This window comes from Clostridium sp. 1001271st1 H5 (assembly GCF_005845215.1).
Lineage (GTDB): Bacteria > Bacillota > Clostridia > Lachnospirales > Lachnospiraceae > Enterocloster.
On sequence record NZ_SPHO01000003.1, the window covers coordinates 254,542 to 274,090 of the forward strand.

Sequence of the window (19,549 nt, forward strand, 5' to 3'; positions counted from 1 at the left end):
GTTTACAAATGCAGGACGTCCTTAAAATGGGGAGCGGATATCAGGGGGATGGCAGGGCTGGAGCTCAGGGGGAAGATGCATGGGAGCAGGACAGAAGCAGCCGGCGCGGGGATTATGGGAATCGCCGGCACGGGGAATATGGCTACCATGAGGTAAAAGAACATGCGGGAAAGGATTTCCCTTTTAACATTTACCCCTGTTCCATTCCTGCGGATTTCAGGCAGGTCCCGGTTCACTGGCATGAGGATATGGAGATTATTGCTGTAAAAAAGGGGCGCGGCATGGTGACTGTGGATATGGAGCCCTATGAAGCGCGGGAGGGGGAGGCTGTGGTGGTTTTTCCTGGGCAGCTTCACGGCATCAGCCGGTGCGGTTCTGAGGTGATGGAGTATGAAAATATTATTTTCCTCCCTTCCATGCTCATGACGGATGAATCAGACCTGTGCACCTATGATTTTCTGCGGCCCATGACAGAGGGGGGAATAGGGGAGCCCCTTCATATTACAGACAGGCTGCCGGATTATGCGGCCTTTATGGAATGTATCAGGAAAATGGACCAGCTGTGCGGTCAAAAGAGCTATGCCTACCAGATGGGGGTAAAGGGGGCCCTGTTCTGGTTTCTGGGCCTGATTGCAGGTATCCGGGGACCGGGAGCAGCGGGGCAGCCGCGCAAATCCAGGGAGAGGATGAAGCGGCTGCTGGAGTACATGGAGGAACACTACGGGGAGAGAATAACCGTGGAGGACGGGGCGCAGCTCTGCTTTTACAGTAATTCACATTTTATGAAGTATTTTAAACAATATATGGGGGTGCCGTTTACACAGTATCTCAATGAATTCCGTCTGGAAAAAGCAGCGGGAATGCTGCTTACCACCACGGAGCCGGTGACGGCCGTGGCCCAGAGATGCGGGTTTGATAATATATCCTATTTTAACAGGCTGTTTCGGAGAAAGTACGGTAAGACGCCGGGGGAATACCGGAAGAAAGGGGATAATTACTTGTAGGTGCTGTGAAAGTGTGATAAAATGAAGCGGTATTTTCCGGAGCCAACGGGTGCGCCGGACATAAAGGAGATTATCATTATGCGGGAATGCGGTATGCTGCTTCCGGTTGCCAGCCTGCCTTCGCGGTATGGCATCGGGGCATTTTCTAAGGAAGCATATGATTTTATTGATACATTGAAGGCAGCGGGCCAGAGCTGGTGGCAGATTCTGCCCCTGGGTCCCACCGGGTTTGGGGATTCGCCCTATCAGTCCTTTTCGGCCTTTGCAGGCAATCCTTATTTCATTGACCTGGAAAAGCTGACAGAGGAAGGGCTTCTCACAAAGGAGGAGTGCCGGGATGTGGATTTTGGAAGTAATGAAAGGGACATTGATTATAAGAAGATATACGATGGAAGGTTTCCCCTTTTGAGAAAAGCCTATGAGCGCTGGAAGGACGGACGGGCCGCGGAGCAGGTCCATGGCCTGGCAGTCCAAAAGCTGGGGCATGAGACCAGGGAGTATTGTTTCTATATGGCGGTAAAGAACCACTTTGATTCCTGCAGCTGGAACCTGTGGGATGAAGGAATCCGCCTGAGAAAGCCGGAGGCGCTGGAGGCATACAGGGCCAAGCTGACGGATGAGATTGGATTTTATGAATTCCAGCAGATGAAATTTGAGGAACAGTGGGATGCGCTTAAGGGATATGCCCATGAGCAGGGAATCCGGATTATAGGGGATATCCCTATTTACGTTGCATTTGACAGTGCCGACAGCTGGTCGCATCCTGAACTGTTCCAGTTTGACGGCAATAATATGCCCGGAGCAGTGGCAGGCTGTCCGCCGGACGGTTTTTCGGCCACAGGACAGCTGTGGGGGAATCCACTGTATAACTGGGATTACCACAGGAATACGGAATTTGCCTGGTGGATGCGGAGAATGGAGTACTGTTTCCGCATGTATGATTTGGTGCGGGTGGACCATTTCCGGGGATTTGACGAGTATTACGCCATTCCTTACGGCGATGCCACAGCGGAGTTTGGCCGCTGGGAAAAGGGGCCGGGAATTGAAATCTTCCGGAAGATGCAGGAACATTTCGGCGGGGACAAGCTGCCCATCGTTGCAGAGGACCTGGGATTCCTTACGCCTACTGTAAGGCAGCTGCTGAGGGATACCGGATTTCCTGGGATGAAGGTGCTGGAGTTTGCTTTTGACGCAGGTGAGGACAGTGATTACCTGCCCCATAAGTACGGGACCAACTGTGTGGTGTACACAGGCACCCACGACAATGACACCGCAGAGGGCTGGTATGCATCCCTGGATGAACATGACAGGCATTTTGTCAGGGAGTACATAGGCTCCGGCTGCACGCCGGAGGGGGAAATGCACTGGGATTTAATCAGGGCTGCCCTTGGAAGCGTGGCTGACCTGGCTGTGATTCCGGTCCAGGATTATCTGGGATTGGATACCGCTGCCAGAATCAATGAGCCCTCTACCCTGGGAAAGAACTGGCGGTGGAGGATGAGAGCGGAAGATTTGGATGAGGATATTGTGAAACGCTGCAGGCGGATGGCCGGGATATATGGGCGGCTGGGGAAGTAGCGGGCGGCCGGGGAAGTAGCGGGCGGCCGGACGCCTGGGAGGCAAAACCGAATTAAGCAGGCACTAAAGCCTGTCCGCCGGTATAAACGGCTCCGGCTGCGCCGGATGGGGGCCCAGCATTTTTTCCATCCATACCATATCCCACCACCGGCCCAGTTTATAACCGCATTTGGTGAAATGTCCTACGGTGCGGTAGCCATGTTTTTCGTGGAAGGCAATGCTGCCGGGATTGGGGTAGGCGATACAGGCATTGACATTGATGACATTCTGACGTTTCAGACAGTCCTCCAATGCCTCATAGAGAAGGGAGCCAGCGCCGGTGCGCCGTGCGTCCTCCGACACATAGACAGAGGTCTCCACAGCCCAGTCATAGGCAGCCCTTTCCTTAAATTCGGATGCATAGGCATACCCCAGGATGCGTCCATCCCGGACAGCGGCCAGATAGGGGTACCGCTTCAGGGTGGAGGCGATGCGGTTTTTAAATTCCCGGACCGTGGGGACCTCATATTCAAAGGTAATGGCGGTTTTTTCCACATAGGGTGCATATATGGACAGAAGGGCGGCAGCGTCTGCTTCCTCTGCCGTACGGATGGTGACAGCTGTGTCTGGCATTTGGGTGACTCCTTTCTAAACGGGTATTTCTTCTTATTTTGATTTCTGCGGGACTGAATCGTAACATACATTTTAGCACTGATTTCACATTTTTTCCATCGGGTGTTCATATAATTTTCAATCTTTGCCTGATAAATAAAAATTAAGTAATTCTTACATAATTTTTCCCCTTTCTCATCCTGTTATTTCCCTCCGTTATCTGATAAAATGATACTATAAGGAGGTGGAGGATATGACCAGACGAAGGATGCTGACAGGATGGGCCATAGGATTACTGATGGGGATAATGGCTGCCGGTACTGCTTTGGGAGCGGAATCCGGGTGGAAGACAGAAGACGGAGTCCTCAAATTCGTGGATACCAAGGGAAATTATGTGACAAATGAATGGAGGACCCGGGACGGAAAATCATACTTCCTGGGAAGCGACGGGGAGATTGAAAAGAGTACCTGGATTGAGAATACATATTATGTGGATGACAAGGGAGTCATGGTGAAGAATTCCTGGGTCCATACAGACGGAAGGGACGGCCTGAAGGAAGAGGGCTGGTATTTCCTGGGCAGGAACGGCAAGACAGAGGAAGGCTGGAAGAACGTGGGAGACGGCCGCTATAATTTTGACAGCGACGGTAAGATGCGCACGGGCTGGTTTTATGAGGGCGATCATATCTATTATCTGGGCGGCAAGGACGACGGGGCCATGAGACGGGGATGGGTATGCCTGGAATTTGATGAGGATAACCTGCCTGAGATTGGTGATATATCCAAGGAGTATAAGAAGGCGGATGAGAATTCCCGTTGGTTTTTCTTCCAGAATAACGGCAAGGCCAAGCGTTCCCTGACCGGCAGCTATGACCAGGAGACAATCCACGGAGAAAAGTTTTATTTTGACCGGAATGGAGTCATGCTCACTGGCTGGCATGCTGTGAAGGAAAAAGCGGACAGTGACGATGCCACGGGCATCAGCCGCTTTGTGTATCTGGGCGGTAAGGACGACGGAGCCATTGCAAAGGGACAGTGGAAACAGCTATCTGAACATCCGGGTGATTCCGGCGACGGGGCAGCCATCTCCAGGAAAGGGGAAGAGGAGCTTCCTAAGGAAGGGGATAAGGAGTGGTATTACTTTGAGAAAAACGGCACTCCCGCATACCTTAAGACCGGTATCGCCACCATGAATGCGGCCACAATCCGGGTGGACGGTGAGAATTATTTTGTGAATCAGTATGGATGCAGAAGGAACGGTCTGGTTAAGATTGTTTCCGGCGGCCGTGTGATGGTGGGGTATTTTGGAGAGAAAGGGTCTGACGGCAGGATGCGCACCGGCAGGAATACCGGCATTGCGGATGACGACGGCAAGCGCTGCACCTTCTACTTCAACACTTCCGGGTCCAATAAGGGCGCTGGCTTCAGCGGAGAAAAGGATGGATTCCTGTACTATAACGGACTGCTGGTGACAGCGGACGGGGATTCCCGGTATGAGGTTTACAAGGTGGAGGGAACGTATTATCTGGTCAATGAATCAGGTAAGGTACAGACCGATGAAAAGGCCTACAAGATTGACGGTGATTATGCCTATTATGTGGAGGACAGGGAAGTGTTTTATACGGATGAAGGCGGAAAGAAGACGAAAAAGGCAGACAGCAGTTCCTCACTTCCGGATTTCACCTGTGACCAGGTATATGAGCTTTGATGAGATACGGGCTTTGAAAGCATATGAGCTTAAGCGGCCCGCAGAGGTTGGAAAGGGACGGCTTCCGCCATGGTGGCGGAGGGGACGTCCCTTTTAGGTTGTAGTTGAAAAAAGAAATACGGTCTGATATACTGAAATGGCGGGAAGTATCTTGTATACAGTATAAAGATAAGCCGGGGGCTTTCAGCCTCATGGCAGCTTGAAAACGCCTTATAAAATGAGGAGACCCCGATTGTATAACAACCGGGGCAATTATGAAAAATCTATGTGCAATTTTACTATTTATCATTTGTAAATGTAACTTGTTCTTATGAAAATAGTATAAAAAATAAATGTGAACGAAATGTGAATTTGTTGTAAACAGATTATGAAACATTATATATTACCATAGATGCAGAATCGAGGGAGAGAAAATGGAACAGGAATTAAAGAGAAAGACAACGGTCATCGGACACAGGAATCCTGACACGGATTCCATTTGTTCGGCCATCTGTTATGCCAACTTAAAGAGGGCAATTACAGGGGATGCCTATGTTCCGGCCAGGGCAGGCCATGTGAACGGGGAGACTAAGTTTGTCCTGGACTACTTTGGCATGGAGGAGCCCAAGCTGGTGGAGGATGTGAGGACCCAGGTAAAGGACATTGAAATCAGGAAGACCAGAGGGGTGGCGGACAATATTTCCCTAAAAAAAGCATGGAATATCATGCAGGAAAACAATGTGGTGACCATTCCTTCGGTCAGGCCCGACGGCACCCTGGTGGGACTTATCACGGTGGGCGATATCACAAAGACCTATATGAATATTTACGACAGCAGCATCCTGTCTAAAGCCAATACCCAGTATTCCAATATTATTGAGACGCTGGAAGCCGACCTGGTGGTGGGAAATGCGGACGTGTATTTTGACAGGGGAAAGGTGCTGATTGCAGCCGCCAATCCTGACCTGATGGAATTTTACATTGAACCCCATGACCTGGTCATACTGGGCAACCGCTATGAGTCACAGCTCTGCGCCATTGAGATGGGGGCTGACTGCATTATTGTGTGTGAGGGAGCAGGCGTGTCCATGACCATTAAGAAGATTGCCCAGGACAGGGGATGCACGGTTATTGCCACCACCTATGACACGTATACGGCGGCCCGTCTGATTAACCAGAGCATGCCCATCAGCTATTTCATGACCAGGGAGCATCTGATTACCTTTAACAGCGATGATTACACGGATGAAATCCGGGAGGTCATGGCCAGCAAGCGGTACCGGGATTTCCCCATCCTGGACAAGGAGGGAAGGTATCTGGGCATGATTTCACGCAGGAACCTGCTGGGCGCCAAGGGCAAGCAGGTAATCCTGGTGGACCACAATGAGAAGAGCCAGGCAGTGGCAGGCATTGAGAGCGCTGAAATCATGGAAATCATCGACCACCACAGGCTGGGAACCGTCCAGACCATGGCTCCGGTGTTTTTCCGCAACCAGCCCCTGGGCTGTACGGCCACCATCATTTACCAGATGTACCTGGAAAATAAGGTGGAGATTGAGCCGAAGATTGCCGGACTGCTGTGCAGCGCCATTGTGTCGGATACCCTGCTGTTCCGCTCTCCGACCTGTACCCCGGTGGATGAGATGGCAGCCAGGTCCCTGGCCTCCATTGCGGGCCTGGATATTGAGAAATATGCCATGGAGATGTTCGGAGCCGGCAGTAATCTGAAGGATAAGTCCGACGAGGAGATATTTTACCAGGATTTTAAGAAATTCTCAGTTGGCAAGGCGCTGATTGGCGTGGGACAGATTACGTCCTTAAATGACATAGAGCTGGATACCCTGAAGGCGAAGATGCTGGGATATATGGAAAAGGCAAAGGAGAGCAACAGCCTGGATATGGTGTTTTTCATGCTGACCAACATACTGATGGAATCCACAAATCTGATTTGCCACGGGCAGGGCGCGGTGCAGCTGGCGGCCAAGGCATTTCACCTGGATATGGAGGAGGCAACACAACAGCAGGAACCGGTGCTGGGTCTGCCCGGAGTGGTATCGCGCAAGAAGCAGCTGATTCCGGAGCTGATGCTGGCAGAGCAGGATTAGGGCAGGAGGAATATGATATGTCAAAGGAATACTGGAAACCAGGGAACATGCTCTACCCGGTGCCGGCCGTTATGGTCAGCTGCGGCAGAGAGGGGGAGACTCCTAATATCATCACAGTGGCCTGGGCGGGCACCATATGTTCAGACCCGGCCATGGTGTCCATATCCGTGCGCAAAGAGCGCTTTTCCCACAGCATCATCAAGGATACCGGAGAATTTGTAATCAATCTGGTGAATAAACGGCTGGTACGGGCCACGGATTACTGCGGCGTCAGGTCCGGCAGGGATGTGGATAAGTTTAAGGAGACAAGGCTTACACCGCAGGCATCCAGGTATGTGAAGGCGCCGGGGGTGGAGGAAAGTCCGGTGAACATTGAGTGCAGAGTGGTGGAAGTAAAGGAACTGGGAAGTCATGATATGTTCATTGCCCAGGTGCTGGGAGTGACCATTGACAACCAGTATATGGACGACAGGGGGAAATTTAATCTCAATGCATCAGGGCTGGTGAGCTATTCCCACGGTGAGTATTTTGAGTTGGGAAAGAAGCTGGGAAGCTTTGGATATTCGGTGAAGAAGCCGATTAAAAAGAAGACTGCAAGGAGGAAATAAACGTGAAACCGAATATTACCATGATAGGCATGCCGTCCTCGGGCAAGAGCACCATTGGGGTCCTGTTGGCCAAAAGGCTGGGATTTTCCTTTGTGGACGTGGACATTGTGATACAGGAAAAGGAAGGCAAGCTTTTAAAGGAAATCATTGCGGAAGAGGGCATGGACGGATTCCTGAAGGTGGAGGAGAGGATTAATGCCGGACTGGATGTGGCCCTCTCTGTCATTGCCCCCGGCGGCAGTGTCATATACGGGGAAAAGGCCATGGAGCATCTGAAGGAAATCAGCGAAGTAGTTTATCTGAAGATGAGCTATGAGGAGATGGAAAAGCGCATTGGCAATGTGGTGGACCGCGGCGTTGCCCTGAAGCCGGGTTTTACCCTTCGGGACCTTTACAATGAGCGTGTGCCCTATTATGAGAAATATGCGGACATTACCATTGATGAGGAGGGAAAGACTCCGGGCGACACAGTGGATGCTCTGAGGGACATCATAGAGGGTATGATGGACCGCAATATGATTGAGCGCATTGTGGAGGAACAGAAGAAGATTCTGGAGGAAAAAGACCGCAGGATAGAAGCTTATGAAGCTGAGATTGCGGCCCTTAAGGAGGAGCTTGCGCTTCTCAGGTCTGCCGGGACAGTATAAGCGGAGGATAGAAAAAGGTCCTTTCTGCTCTTTGGAATATCCAAAGATTCAGAAAGAACCTTTTTTTGTTTTAATGGATACGGGATGTAAACCCGGTACTACAGCATTTCCATATAAGCCAGAAGCTTGTCGGCCAGGTCCAGCCCCACGTATACCAGAATTCCCAGGATAACCAGAGCTGCCGCCAGGAATACCAGCTTATAAACCAGATAAGCCTTGGCAAAGTCACGCAGCTGGTTTTCCTTTTTACCAAAGGCCAGGCAGAGCAGGTAAATCCACCCGGCGATGGGGATGTTCATGCACATGAATGTGAGGAACCAGCGCCTGGGCGGCATGCGGTAGGGATTGGTATCAGCCTGTCCTGTTTTTTTGTGTGAATCAGTTTTCATCATCCGGTCTGCCTCCTGGTCCGTAGTATTCCATGTTGTTCCACTTGAATTTCTCGCTGTTTAAGGAGGAGCGCAGCTGGTTCTGCTGCACCTGTACCTGCTGTTCAGCCTGCTTCATGGCTGCCTCCTCGGCAGCCCTGCTCTCTGCCTGGGATGCATTCCACTGGTCCTCTGTGGGCAGGGCGGAAATCCGTGTGATGGCTGCCTGGAGCCGGTCGGAAAGCGCCTGCTGTTCCGGGTCCCCGGCCACCAGGGAAAGCTTGCCGATGGCATCCTGTACCAGGTCCTGGGCGTCCCGTTTCTGGTATTCCAGTTCCTCCACAGCCTGAAGGGCCTGTAGGAATTCGTTTTTCCTTGTATCCTTCTCAGCCTGTTTCCGGTTTTCCTCAGCCTGCTTTTCAGCCTCTTCCCTGGCTCTGGCATCGTCAATGGCCTTCTGTTTCTCGTACAGGGCAATGGTGTCTCCCATCTGGCTGATGATTCCTGCAAAATAGTCGTATCGGTCTTCCACCTGCTCCAGCATACCGGCCCTCAGCTCCCCGTCGTCCAGAAGGGGCAGGCGGGAGGTAATGTCCTGGTATTGGCTCTTAACCGCATAGGTATCCTCCACAGAACTGATTTCCCTTGTGGTGAATTCCAGGATATCCTGCTCCAGCTGCCTGGTCAGCTGTTCCTGCTCCTTTTGGTGGAGGCTTTGCTGGGCGCGGAACTCAGCCGTGGTACTGAAATAATCTTCAATTCCTGTCCTGGGGTCAGCCTTCCGTTCCACGCTTTCAGGCTGCTCCCAATCCCAGGGCTCTAATCCCTCATGAATCTGGTTCATGATATTTTTCCATATCTTCCCGGCGTAGGTGCTGCCGTAGATACCGGGCATCCTGCGGGGAATGTCGTAGCCCACCCACACAGCCGTGGTGTAGTAGCGGGTGTAGCCGCAGAACCAGGTGTCCTTACTGCTGTTGGTGGTTCCTGTTTTGCCGGCTGCCGGCATGCCGTTATCCAGTTCCAGTCCCCGTCCGGTGCCGTAGGGGGAGGTCATGGTGCCTTTCAGGATATCGGTGAGCATGAAGGCGGAATCATCCCGGTAAACCTGTCTGGCGGCAGGCGTCAAATCCTTGGTCAGGTCGCCGTCGTGCTCATGGATGATTTGGGTGATGCAGGTGCGGTCGTTGTAAACCCCGTAATTGGCCAGGGCGCTGTAGCCCTTTGCCATATCCACTACACGGACGCCGTTGGTAAAGCCTCCGATACTGAGGGAGGGTACGCCGTTGTCAACATATGTAAGCTTCTGGAACTCCATTTCACCCAGATAGCTGAGTCCGTAATTTACACCGATGTCCTCCAGAATCTGCCAGGCCACTGTGTTGAGGCTGCGGTTCAGGGCTTCCCGGACCGTAACGTTTCCATGGTAATTGCCGCCGCTGTTGGAGGGCCCGTCCTCCCATTTGTGGTCGTCAACCATGCGGGTGGGATAATACTCCCCGGTGTCGAAAGCAGGGCCGTAATCAATCAGGGGTTTAATGGTGCTGCCCGGCTGTCTGGCGCTTAGGTAGGCCCGGTTGAACTGGTCCTCATTTCCCCGGCCGCCCACAATGGCCACCACATAGTTGGACTGGTTGTCCACAATGACGCCTGCGCCCTGGAGGGCGTACTTGCCGTTGTCCTGCAGTTCTGTGTAGGAGGCCAGACCCTGGTCAATGTCTGCCTGAAGCATGTCCTGAAGACTGCTGTCCAGGGAAGTATATATCTTGAAGCCGCCTGCGCGGATCAGGTCCGACTTTTCCGTATAGGCAGTGGTATACCGTTCCATGTAGGAATTGTAGTCATCCTTGTCCTCAAAGGTGTAGCGGAACTCGAAGCCGTCCTTTTTTAACAGCTCCAGGGCAGCGCAGTGAATGGCGTAGCTGCTCTGATAGTTCTCATCCGTGCCTTCGGATTCCTGTTTGACCACAGTTAGAGGCTTTGACAGGGCTTTTTCGTAATCCTCATCGGACAGTTCGCCTATTTCATTCATGCTCTTTAACACGTCGTTGCGCTTTTCAAGGGAAGCTTTTGGATGGGCTACCGGGTCGTAGGCCGAGGGACTGTTGCTGATGCCTACCAGGACAGCTGCTTCCTCCACGGTCAGGTCAGCTGCATGCTTGCCGAAATAATAGCGGCTGGCAGCTTCCACGCCATAGCACTGGTGGCCATAGAAATTGGTATTGCAGTAAAACTCCATGATATCTGCCTTGGAGTATTTTTTCTCAATCTCAGGGGCCAGCAGCATTTCCACAATCTTACGGGTGAAGGTCTGTTCCTGGGTCAGGTATGTATTTTTAATAACCTGCTGGGTGATGGTGCTCCCTCCCTGGGTAACCTGGCCCCTGTGCTTCACCAGAGCCAGACCGGCACGGAAGGTGGCAATCCAGTCCACGCCTGTATGGCTTTTAAAGCGCCGGTCCTCCTGGGCAATGTATGCATTCTGAATGTTCATGCTGATGCCGTTTATGCCCACATACTGGTAGTGGCCGGCATTGATAAGTCCTATCTGCCTGCCGTCCTTGTCGTAGATTACCGTGTCGGACAGCTGTGAGAAATCCGTGCGTTCCATCTGGGCCAGCTTGTCATACGCCAGTTCGCGGCATTGGTCCAGGTCCGGCCTGACCTTGGCATAGATAAGCAGGCACAGGATGGCTCCCAATATGAACCCGGTTGTAATCACGGCCAGAAGGGCGTGGAACAGCCAGCCTGTGATGCCCAGGAGGCTGACCGCAATGTCGCGGACCACCAGCAGGATTTTTCGTGCAGCCTGTTTCAGTGTATCTTTCATAGTCCTCTCTATCCTCTCTGCGCCCGGAACCTGTGGATGAATATAAAAATGGGCGCTGATATCTCAATAGGGCTGGAAACATCTGCCAGCCCGTTAAACCATTGATATTATAAGACAGAATGGGAAAAAAGGATAGGGAAAAGTAGAAAAATAAGGACTTTTTCCGCCCAAAGTGGGAGAAAAGCCCTTTTATTGGAGATAAGAGTCAGATTTTGCGCATCAGGAACTGCAGGGTGTGGCAAGGGATTCCCATGCCCTTTTCCTGCATCTCTGTAAAGGCAGCCAGAATCCGGCCGATTTCCGCCTCGTCCGAGGGTATCAGATGATTGTCCAGGGTGATGGTCAGCACGGTCAGTACGATTTGGGCTGTTTCCTCCGGAAAGCTGCACTGGATGCTGCCCTCCCGTACGCCCTGCCGGATGATGTCTGCCAGTATGGGCTTCAGCTTGGTAATGATGATGCGGGAAAACTTCTGGTGTATGAAGGCGCTTTCTTGCTGCTCGTTAAAGGTGCGTATCTCCTCGCGGCGCCTTAATTCCATAGAGGAATCCAGACAGGCGTGATATATGATTTCCAGTTTCTGGAAGGCATCCAGGCGGGAGGATGCAGCCAGCTCCCTGCCTTTGTCCAGGACGCGGGAGTAGTTCCTCTCAATCACTGCATCTATGATATCGTTCTTGGAAGAAAAATAGTAATAGATACTTCCTTTCCCGATACCGGCTTTTTGGGCAATATCACTGACGGAAATGGCCTGGACATTGGAGGAACCCATAAGTTCCTGCATGGCATCCAGTATCATCTCCTTTTTATTATGGTTTTGCATAAAAAATCCTCGGTATTTTCTTTAGAATACATCCAAGTATAGCAGAATATAAATGAAAACGCTAGACTTGACTGGCGGTCGAAAACATGTTATGTTTAATTTAATTCCGGTTCGACCACTGGTCGAAATATTGGAAAACAAGGAATTCAATGGCATGGGGCAGGACCCCGCCGGAAATGCGCTGAATGGAACCTCAGGAGGAAACCTCATGATTTATCTGGCTTCATACGAGCCCGGCGGCACTCTTTATAACCGGGAGCGGGAACATTTACTGGGCAGGAGTCTGCTGAACTTCGGTCTTTTGAAGGAGTACGGACGGACCTGGGAGGTAATGGCCCAGGCAGGTACAAAGCCGTATCTTGAAGGGGCCGGGGGCGTGGAATTTAATATCAGCCATACAGAGGGGCTGGTAGTCTGTGCCATTGGGGACAGCGTGCTGGGCGTGGATACGGAACGGATTCGTCCGTTTAAAGGGAGTCTGATGCGGCGCATGTGTTCCGAAGCTGAGCGCAGCTTTGTAATGTCGGCAGCCTCTGAGACAGAGCGGCAGGAACGGTTCTTCCGCCTGTGGACGCTTAAGGAGAGCTTTGCCAAGGCCATTGGCCGGGGGCTGGCCTTCCCTCTGGGGGATATCACATTTTACCTGGAAAAGGGCGGCGTAAAAGGGAGTATTCCTGGCTGGAGGTTTTACCAGTCCAGGGTTTACCAGTCATATATCATATCCGTCTGTGCGGCGGATGAAAAAGGAGAGGCAGTATGAGCTACGAAGAAGTATTTGTAAAGGTAAAGGAAATTTTCATGAAAGCGGATGTGAGCAGGGTGGAGGAGCATCTGGCGTTTCAGTTTAATATTACAGGCGAGGGCGCGGGCGCGTTTTATGCAGAGGTAAAGGACGGCAGTCTCAGTGTGGAGCCATATGAGTATTACGACAGGGACGCAACGTTTATCTGTTCCGCAGATACACTTATCAGACTGGCATCGGGAAAGCTGGACCCGGTCTTTGCATTTACAACAGGAAAGCTGAAGGTTGAGGGAAGTCTGGAAAAGGCATTGATGTTACAGAAGTTTGTATAGGCGGAAGCATTAAGGAGTGAAGCATATGGGAATCAAAGGATGGATACTGGGACTGGCAACAGCAGGAGCGGCGGGGGAATACGGCATTGCCCGATATTTCTTCCATCGGACCGTGGTCCGGGGAAATGCAAAGCGCGACAGGACCCGGAAAATGGCGGGTACGGACTGGGACGCCTATATACCGGGTATCCGCGCCAGCAGGGAATGGCTGGCAGGACAGCCTCAGGAAGAGGTGTACATAACATCCGGGGACGGGCTCAGGCTCCATGGCACCTTTTTTGGCTGTGAAGGTTCCAGGAAGGCGGCGGTGTGTTTCCACGGCTATACCAGCGAAGGACTCAATGACTACACGTCCATTGCAAGATTTTATCTGAATCACGGCTTTAATCTGCTGGTGGTGGATGAGCGGGCCCACGGCAAAAGCGAGGGCACCTATATTGGCTTTGGATGTCTGGACCGCCATGACGCCAGGCAATGGATGGAGTACGTGGTGGGGCGTTTGGGTGAGGACTGCGAGCTGATGCTGCACGGCATTTCCATGGGAGCAGCAACCGTGCTGATGTCCACGGGATTAAACCTTCCAAGGCAGGTCCGGGGGGCTGTGTCCGACTGCGCCTTCACATCTGCCTGGGAAGTGTTCAGCCATGTGCTGAGGAGCATGTACCACATGCCGGCCTTTCCCGTGATGCAGATTGCGGACCGCATGGCCAGAAGCGAGGCAGGATACGGGCTGGATGAATGCAATGCCAGGGAAGAGGTAAAGAAGGCGCACATTCCCATCCTGTTCATACACGGGGATGGGGACACCTTTGTGCCATGTTCCATGGTGTATGAGCTGTACGGGGCCTGCGGGTCGCCCAAGGAGCTGCTGGTTATACCGGGAGCCAGCCATGCAGAGGCTTACTATAAGGATAGGGACCGCTATGAAGCTGCAGTTGAGAAACTGATTGCCCGTGCTTTTGGAAAAGAGGAGAACGAAGTATGAAGACAAGGAAAGGCTACAAGGTATACCCGCTGACATCAGCGCAGAAGCTTCACTTTTACTGCCTGAAATACTGTCCTAAAAAACAGGTGCTGAACATCGGGTCCAGCCTGACCATCCAGGTGGACCTGGACTGGGAGGTGCTTAAAAGCTGCATTAAAGAGGCCATTGCCCGCTGCGATACCATGCGTCTGCGCTTTACCCATGACAAGGAGGGTAATATCTACCAGTATGTGGTGAAGGAGGAGACAAAGGAAATCGAGCACTTTGACTTCACCGGCTGGAGGGAGGAGGACGCGGAGCAAAAGCTCAGGGAGTGGACTGAGATTCCCTTTGAGCGCTACGATTCCCCCATGCACCACATTGTGATGATTAAAATGCCGGATGGGTATCAGGGCTTATACATCTGCGTGGACCACATGACCATGGATGCCCAGTCCCTGATTCTGTTCTTCCGGGATGTGATTGAGCTGTATGCCAGCAGGTTCTATGAGGAAGTGGACCATCCAAAGGAGATGTCTTCCTATATCAGGCAGCTGGAAAAGGACCTGGCCTATGAGGCCGGAAGCAGGGCCAGCGAAAAGGACAGGGAGTTTTTCCAGGAGCTGATTGCTTCCTCCGAACCCATTTTCACGGATATATACGGTCCGGGGAAGCTGCTGGATGAGAGAAAGGCCGTCCGCAACCCCGGGCTGCGGGCAGCTACCAACACCTCGGATAATGTGGAGGCCAATATCACTAACTTCCACCTGGAAGGGGAACCCTCCGGCCATCTGCTGGATTTCTGCGAGAAATACAGTATTTCCATGACCTGTCTTCTGCTAATGGGCCTTCGGACCTATCTCCAGAAGGAAAATGACCAGGATGATGTCTCCATCACAACCACCATTTCCAGACGGGCAACCCTGTCGGAGAAGCGCTGCGGCGGAAGCAGGATTCACTGTTTCCCCTTCAGGACCATTGTGCCCAGGGAGGACACCTTCATGGAGGGTCTGCTTAAGATAAGGGATGCCCAGAACCAGTACTTCCGCCATGCCAATTACAGTCCGTCGGAGTATTTCAACTACAGGCATGATTATTATAACCTTAAGGACGGGCAGACCTATGAGCCGCTGAGCCTTACCTATCAGCCGCTGGCCATGAAGTACGACGGGCCCGGCCTGGACAAGCTGGGGGACATCAAGTACAAGACCGCCCGCTATTCCAACGGCGTGGCTGCCCACACCCTGTATCTTACGGTGAGCCACAGGGCGGAGGACAACGGACTGGACTTTGGTTTTGAGTACCAGACCGGCGTGGTGACGCCGGAGAAGCTGGAGTACATCTATTACTACCTTTGCAGGATTATCTTCCGGGGCGTGGAAGACCCGGAGCGCACGGTGGGGGAAATCCTGGAGATGGTGTAAGCCGGTATATATTTGGAACAGAAAACGGAAAATAACAATAAGGAGGATACAAGGATATGTTTGAAGAATTAAAGGAAATCATCTGTGAATATGTGGATGTGGCGCCGGAGACCATTGGGGAGGACTCCAGGTTCATCGAGGACCTGGGTTTCAACTCCTATGATTTCATGAGCATGGTGGGAGAGATTGAGGAGAAATTCGACGTGGAAGTAGAGGAACGGGAAGTGGTCAACGTAAAGACCGTAAAGGATGCAGCGGATTATATCCAGTCCCTGCAGGCAGAGTAGGCCGTAAGGGCAGGAGGAAGATATGGCAGCAGAGACATTAAGGGATGTAATCCGGCACGGCGCAGAGGCTTATGGAGAGCAGACAGCATTCCGGTACAAGGTAAAGAAGGAAATCATTGATAAGTCATACAATGAGGTGAACCTGGATTCCATGGCCGTAAGCCGCGCTCTGGAAGCCCTTGGAATGAAGGGCAGGCACGTTGCCGTCATAGGCGCAACCACCTACCAGTGGATTGTCACCTATTTTGGAATCGTGAACAGCGGCAGCGTGGCAGTGCCAATCGACTCCCAGCTTCCGGCGGAAGCCATTTATGAGCTCTTAAACAGGGCGGATGTGGAAATGCTGGTGTACGATGAACTGCGGGCCGACGTGGCAGAGGCTGTTCAGGAAAAATGCCCGGGTATCAGGCATGTGGTTTCCATGCAGGCCTGTGAGCAGACGGGAGATGTGCTGTCGCTGTCCTGCCTCATAGCGGAAAATGCCGGTGCATACGAGACAGAGCCTGTCCCGGACCAGCTCTGCACCATACTCTTTACCTCAGGCACCACCGGGAAGAGCAAGGGAGTCATGCTGAGCCACAGGAATCTGACTGACAATGCGGTCTGCCTGGACATGAAGATACCTGCAGGTACCGTGTCCATGACCCTGCTGCCTATCAACCATGTGTACTGCCTGACCATGGACATCATAAAGGGACTTTACATAGGAATGATTATCTGCATCAATGATTCCATCATGCATGTACAGCGCAACATGAAACTGTTTAAGCCGGAAATTGTGCTGCTGGTCCCCCTTGTCATTGAGTCCATTTACGGTAAGCTTAAGGATGCCGGAAACCTGATACCCAAAAAGATGGTGGCAAAGGCTGCCTTTGGAGGCAATCTGAGAATCATTTGCAGCGGCGGGGCCTATCTGGACCCGGACTATATAGACCGTTTTAAGGAATACGGCATTACCATCCTTCAGGGCTACGGAATGACTGAGTGTTCTCCTGTCATCAGCACCAACCTGGAATGGGAGAATAAAACGGGCTCAGTGGGAAAACTTCTTCCCAACTGCCAGGCCAGGGTTGTGGACGAGGAAATCTGGGTAAGGGGCTCCAGCGTCATGCAGGGCTATTACAAGATGCCTGAACAGACAGCCGAGACATTGGAGGACGGATGGCTTAAGACAGGGGACTTAGGGTATGTGGACGAGGATAATTTTGTCTATATCACAGGCCGCCGCAAAAACCTGATTATCCTGGCCAACGGTGAGAATGTGTCTCCGGAGGAGCTGGAAAATGAGCTGAGCCGTTCGGAACTGGTGAAGGAAATTCTGGTACGGGAAAAGGATAAGATAATCGAGGCGGAGATATTCCCGGATTACGAGTATGCGAAGAAAAAGCATATTAAGGATATACGGGGAAAGCTTCAGGAATTGATTGACGGGTTTAATAAGGATATGCCGGTTTATAAGAGAATCTACAGCCTGATTGTCAGGGAAACGGAGTTTGAGAAGACGCCGTCTAAGAAAATTAAGAGATTTTAGAAAGAGAGCTGACTCCTGGCGGGAAATAATGGGTTTTCCGGCCGGGAGGCAGTTTTTTGATTCATTGTCTGGAAACGGATGCGGGAGGAATTTTTGTTGTAAATCATCTTCAGAACGGCTATAATTTTATATAAGAAAGCAGGAAAGGCTGGAAGTCATAATGAAAAAACTGCCTATTGGAAATGATGAATTCAGGGAATTGCGTGAGAACGGCTATTATTATGTGGATAAGACCATGATAATTAAGGATTTTCTTGACAGCGGTGATAAAGTTACATTAATTGCAAGGCCGCGCAGATTTGGCAAAACATTGAATATGACAATGATGCGGGAATTTTTTGATGTAAACGCAGACAGCAGGGCTATTTTTCAGGGACTTGATATCATGGATACCGATTATGCGTCAAAGCTTAACAGCTGTCCGGTCATTTTTTTATCGCTCAGAAATTGCAAGGGAAAGAACATGGATTTCCTGACCTATCAGATTCGCGCGGAATTGGCCCGTGAATTTAACCGTTTTGCAGAGCTGTTTGATTTGGATGATACAGCGCAGAAAAAGCCCTATTCGGTCCGCCAGTTTGAGCAGATGTTAGGAATGCTGGAGAACCGTGATTTGTCAGCCATGTACATGACAACTGCGCTTGCGGATTTAACCCGGATGATTCATGAATTTTATGGAATTCCACCATTATTGATTATCGACGAGTACGACCAGCCAATAATCAGCAGCTATGAACATGGATATCATGATGATATGGGGGACTTTTTCTCTGCATTTTATGGGGCAGGATTAAAAGGCAACCCTGATTTGGGGCAGGCTATTTTGACGGGCATACAAAGAGTTGCCAAAGAAAGTATATTTTCGCAGCTGAATAATCCTAAAATATATACAGTTATGAATGGACGGTATTCAAGATATTTTGGGCTTACCAGCAGGGAGGCAGACACACTTTTAAGGTATTATGGCAGAAGTCTGGATGACGGTGTGAAACGGATGTATGATGGATACCGGTTTGGAGAGGATGAGATATATAATCCATGGTCCATACTTAATTATGCGGACAGTGGATTTTTAGACCACTATTGGGTCAATACACCCTCTAATTATCTTGTACGGCAGGCACTTGAAAAAGCCAGCAGAAGCTTTTGGGAGGATTTTGATGTATTGGCTGCAGGAGGTTCTTCGTCTGTTTGGCTCAATCTGGATACTTCGTATACGGAACGTGAGAGTAATTATAGTTTGTGGGGACTTCTTGTCAATGCCGGGTATGTGACAGTGGAGAAGCGCATCGACGCAAATTCAGCAGTTATCCGTATTCCCAATGAAGAGGTGATGTCGGAATTTTTGGTATTGGTAACGGAAATCGCAGGTATCGAAGGCCAGGGATTGCAGGAAATGTTTCAGGCACTGACACATAAAGACATAAATCGTTTTTTGGATATATACAGGAACCTGGTTATTACCTGTACGAGCTTTATGGATGCCAGAGAGAATGCGTATCATATGCTTTTCCTGGGAATGTGCATGACGCTAAGGGGGGTGTATCAGGTCAGCAGTAATCTGGAATCCGGAACAGGAAGAAGCGATATCATTTTAAAATCATTGAAAGTATCTCTGCCCCATGTGATTATTGAGTTTAAACAAGGAAATAATATTGAAAAGCTGCAGAATGAAGCTCTGAAGCAGATAGAAGACCAGAAATATTTTGCCGGGTTGTCCGGTGAGGTGGTGTGCATTGGAATTGCCCATGACGGAAAGCGGTGTACTGCAGCATATAAAATCCTGACACAATGAAGAAACGGCTGGACAGTGTGTTATGAGGGGGTTAGCGGAATTCAGAAGAAGATTCTGATTTCCGCTAACCCTTTTTTGATGATTAAAGGCGGCCTAAAACATACAGTGGTAAAAAGATTACTATAAAAAGTCAAAGATATCCATTCTAAAAACCATTTCTACCCTATCTCCGACATCCGGAACAAAAATCCGGGTGTAATTCAGTCAAAATCATACAGTTTTCCATCAATTTA

16 protein-coding genes and 1 pseudogene are annotated in these 19,549 nt (G+C 50.9%); 13 read left to right on the forward strand and 4 right to left on the reverse strand.

Annotated features, from left to right (window positions below; all coding sequences use genetic code 11):
- The first annotated feature begins 26 nt into the window (after positions 1 to 26).
- Together FGS84_RS06205 and malQ are read left to right on the forward strand one after the other, a co-directional pair.
- Positions 27 to 1,004, forward strand: a complete 978-nt coding sequence (locus FGS84_RS06205; protein WP_347563798.1) for an AraC family transcriptional regulator — start codon at positions 27 to 29, stop codon at positions 1,002 to 1,004.
- A 78-nt stretch (positions 1,005 to 1,082) separates the two neighbouring features.
- A complete protein-coding gene (gene malQ / locus FGS84_RS06210; protein WP_138306804.1) occupies positions 1,083 to 2,582 on the forward strand; it encodes a 4-alpha-glucanotransferase in 1,500 nt (499 codons plus the stop codon).
- Positions 2,583 to 2,645: 63 nt separating this feature from the next.
- Here malQ and FGS84_RS06215 read toward each other — a convergent pair whose 3' ends face one another.
- Positions 2,646 to 3,194, reverse strand: a complete 549-nt coding sequence (locus tag FGS84_RS06215; protein WP_138306805.1) for a GNAT family N-acetyltransferase — start codon at positions 3,192 to 3,194, stop codon at positions 2,646 to 2,648.
- A gap of 232 nt (positions 3,195 to 3,426) precedes the next feature.
- Between FGS84_RS06215 and FGS84_RS06220 the strand changes: the two genes are divergently transcribed.
- From FGS84_RS06220 to FGS84_RS06235, 4 genes and pseudogenes are all read left to right on the forward strand, one after another.
- The gene (locus FGS84_RS06220) at positions 3,427 to 4,881 is read left to right on the forward strand and encodes a cell wall-binding protein (RefSeq protein WP_138306806.1); all 1,455 of its coding nucleotides are present in this window, start codon (positions 3,427 to 3,429) and stop codon (positions 4,879 to 4,881) included.
- Positions 4,882 to 5,294: 413 nt separating this feature from the next.
- Positions 5,295 to 6,965, forward strand: a complete 1,671-nt coding sequence (locus FGS84_RS06225; protein WP_138306807.1) for a putative manganese-dependent inorganic diphosphatase — start codon at positions 5,295 to 5,297, stop codon at positions 6,963 to 6,965.
- Between the two features lie 17 nt (positions 6,966 to 6,982).
- Positions 6,983 to 7,573: a flavin reductase family protein gene (locus tag FGS84_RS06230; protein WP_138306808.1), complete on the forward strand. Its 591-nt coding sequence runs from the start codon at positions 6,983 to 6,985 to the stop codon at positions 7,571 to 7,573.
- A 20-nt stretch (positions 7,574 to 7,593) separates the two neighbouring features.
- Positions 7,594 to 8,070: pseudogene (locus FGS84_RS06235) on the forward strand (shikimate kinase); the annotation flags it as partial.
- Between the two features lie 248 nt (positions 8,071 to 8,318).
- Here the strand turns inward: FGS84_RS06235 and FGS84_RS06240 are convergent.
- The 3 genes from FGS84_RS06240 to FGS84_RS06250 form a co-directional block, all read right to left on the reverse strand.
- Positions 8,319 to 8,612 carry a hypothetical protein gene (locus tag FGS84_RS06240; RefSeq protein WP_138306810.1) on the reverse strand — a complete coding sequence of 98 codons (294 nt, stop codon included), beginning with the start codon at positions 8,610 to 8,612 and terminating at the stop codon, positions 8,319 to 8,321.
- Positions 8,599 to 11,418, reverse strand: a complete 2,820-nt coding sequence (locus FGS84_RS06245; protein ID WP_138306811.1) for a transglycosylase domain-containing protein — start codon at positions 11,416 to 11,418, stop codon at positions 8,599 to 8,601. Before FGS84_RS06245 ends, FGS84_RS06240 begins: the two co-directional genes overlap by 14 nt.
- A gap of 205 nt (positions 11,419 to 11,623) precedes the next feature.
- On the reverse strand, positions 11,624 to 12,241 hold the full coding sequence (locus FGS84_RS06250; RefSeq protein ID WP_138306812.1) for a TetR/AcrR family transcriptional regulator: 618 nt from the start codon (positions 12,239 to 12,241) through the stop codon (positions 11,624 to 11,626).
- 91 nt (positions 12,242 to 12,332) lie between these two features.
- Here FGS84_RS06250 and FGS84_RS06255 point away from each other — a divergent pair, with 91 nt between their 5' ends.
- The 7 genes from FGS84_RS06255 to FGS84_RS06285 all read left to right on the forward strand — a co-directional run bounded on the left by FGS84_RS06255 (position 12,333) and on the right by FGS84_RS06285 (position 19,316).
- Positions 12,333 to 13,001 carry a 4'-phosphopantetheinyl transferase superfamily protein gene (locus FGS84_RS06255; protein ID WP_243129874.1) on the forward strand — a complete coding sequence of 223 codons (669 nt, stop codon included), beginning with the start codon at positions 12,333 to 12,335 and terminating at the stop codon, positions 12,999 to 13,001.
- A complete protein-coding gene (locus tag FGS84_RS06260) occupies positions 12,998 to 13,315 on the forward strand; it encodes an SCP2 sterol-binding domain-containing protein (RefSeq protein WP_138306814.1) in 318 nt (105 codons plus the stop codon). Before FGS84_RS06255 ends, FGS84_RS06260 begins: the two co-directional genes overlap by 4 nt.
- A 25-nt stretch (positions 13,316 to 13,340) precedes the next feature.
- Positions 13,341 to 14,300: an alpha/beta hydrolase gene (locus FGS84_RS06265; protein WP_138306815.1), complete on the forward strand. Its 960-nt coding sequence runs from the start codon at positions 13,341 to 13,343 to the stop codon at positions 14,298 to 14,300.
- A complete protein-coding gene (locus FGS84_RS06270) occupies positions 14,297 to 15,703 on the forward strand; it encodes a condensation domain-containing protein (RefSeq protein ID WP_138306816.1) in 1,407 nt (468 codons plus the stop codon). Before FGS84_RS06265 ends, FGS84_RS06270 begins: the two co-directional genes overlap by 4 nt.
- 56 nt (positions 15,704 to 15,759) lie before the next feature.
- Positions 15,760 to 15,990 carry an acyl carrier protein gene (locus tag FGS84_RS06275; protein WP_138306817.1) on the forward strand — a complete coding sequence of 77 codons (231 nt, stop codon included), beginning with the start codon at positions 15,760 to 15,762 and terminating at the stop codon, positions 15,988 to 15,990.
- A 22-nt stretch (positions 15,991 to 16,012) separates the two neighbouring features.
- Positions 16,013 to 17,521 carry an AMP-binding protein gene (locus FGS84_RS06280; RefSeq protein ID WP_138306818.1) on the forward strand — a complete coding sequence of 503 codons (1,509 nt, stop codon included), beginning with the start codon at positions 16,013 to 16,015 and terminating at the stop codon, positions 17,519 to 17,521.
- Between the two features lie 160 nt (positions 17,522 to 17,681).
- Complete coding sequence (locus FGS84_RS06285; protein WP_138306819.1) at positions 17,682 to 19,316, forward strand: AAA family ATPase; 1,635 nt, start codon at positions 17,682 to 17,684, stop codon at positions 19,314 to 19,316.
- Positions 19,317 to 19,549: the final 233 nt, after the last annotated feature.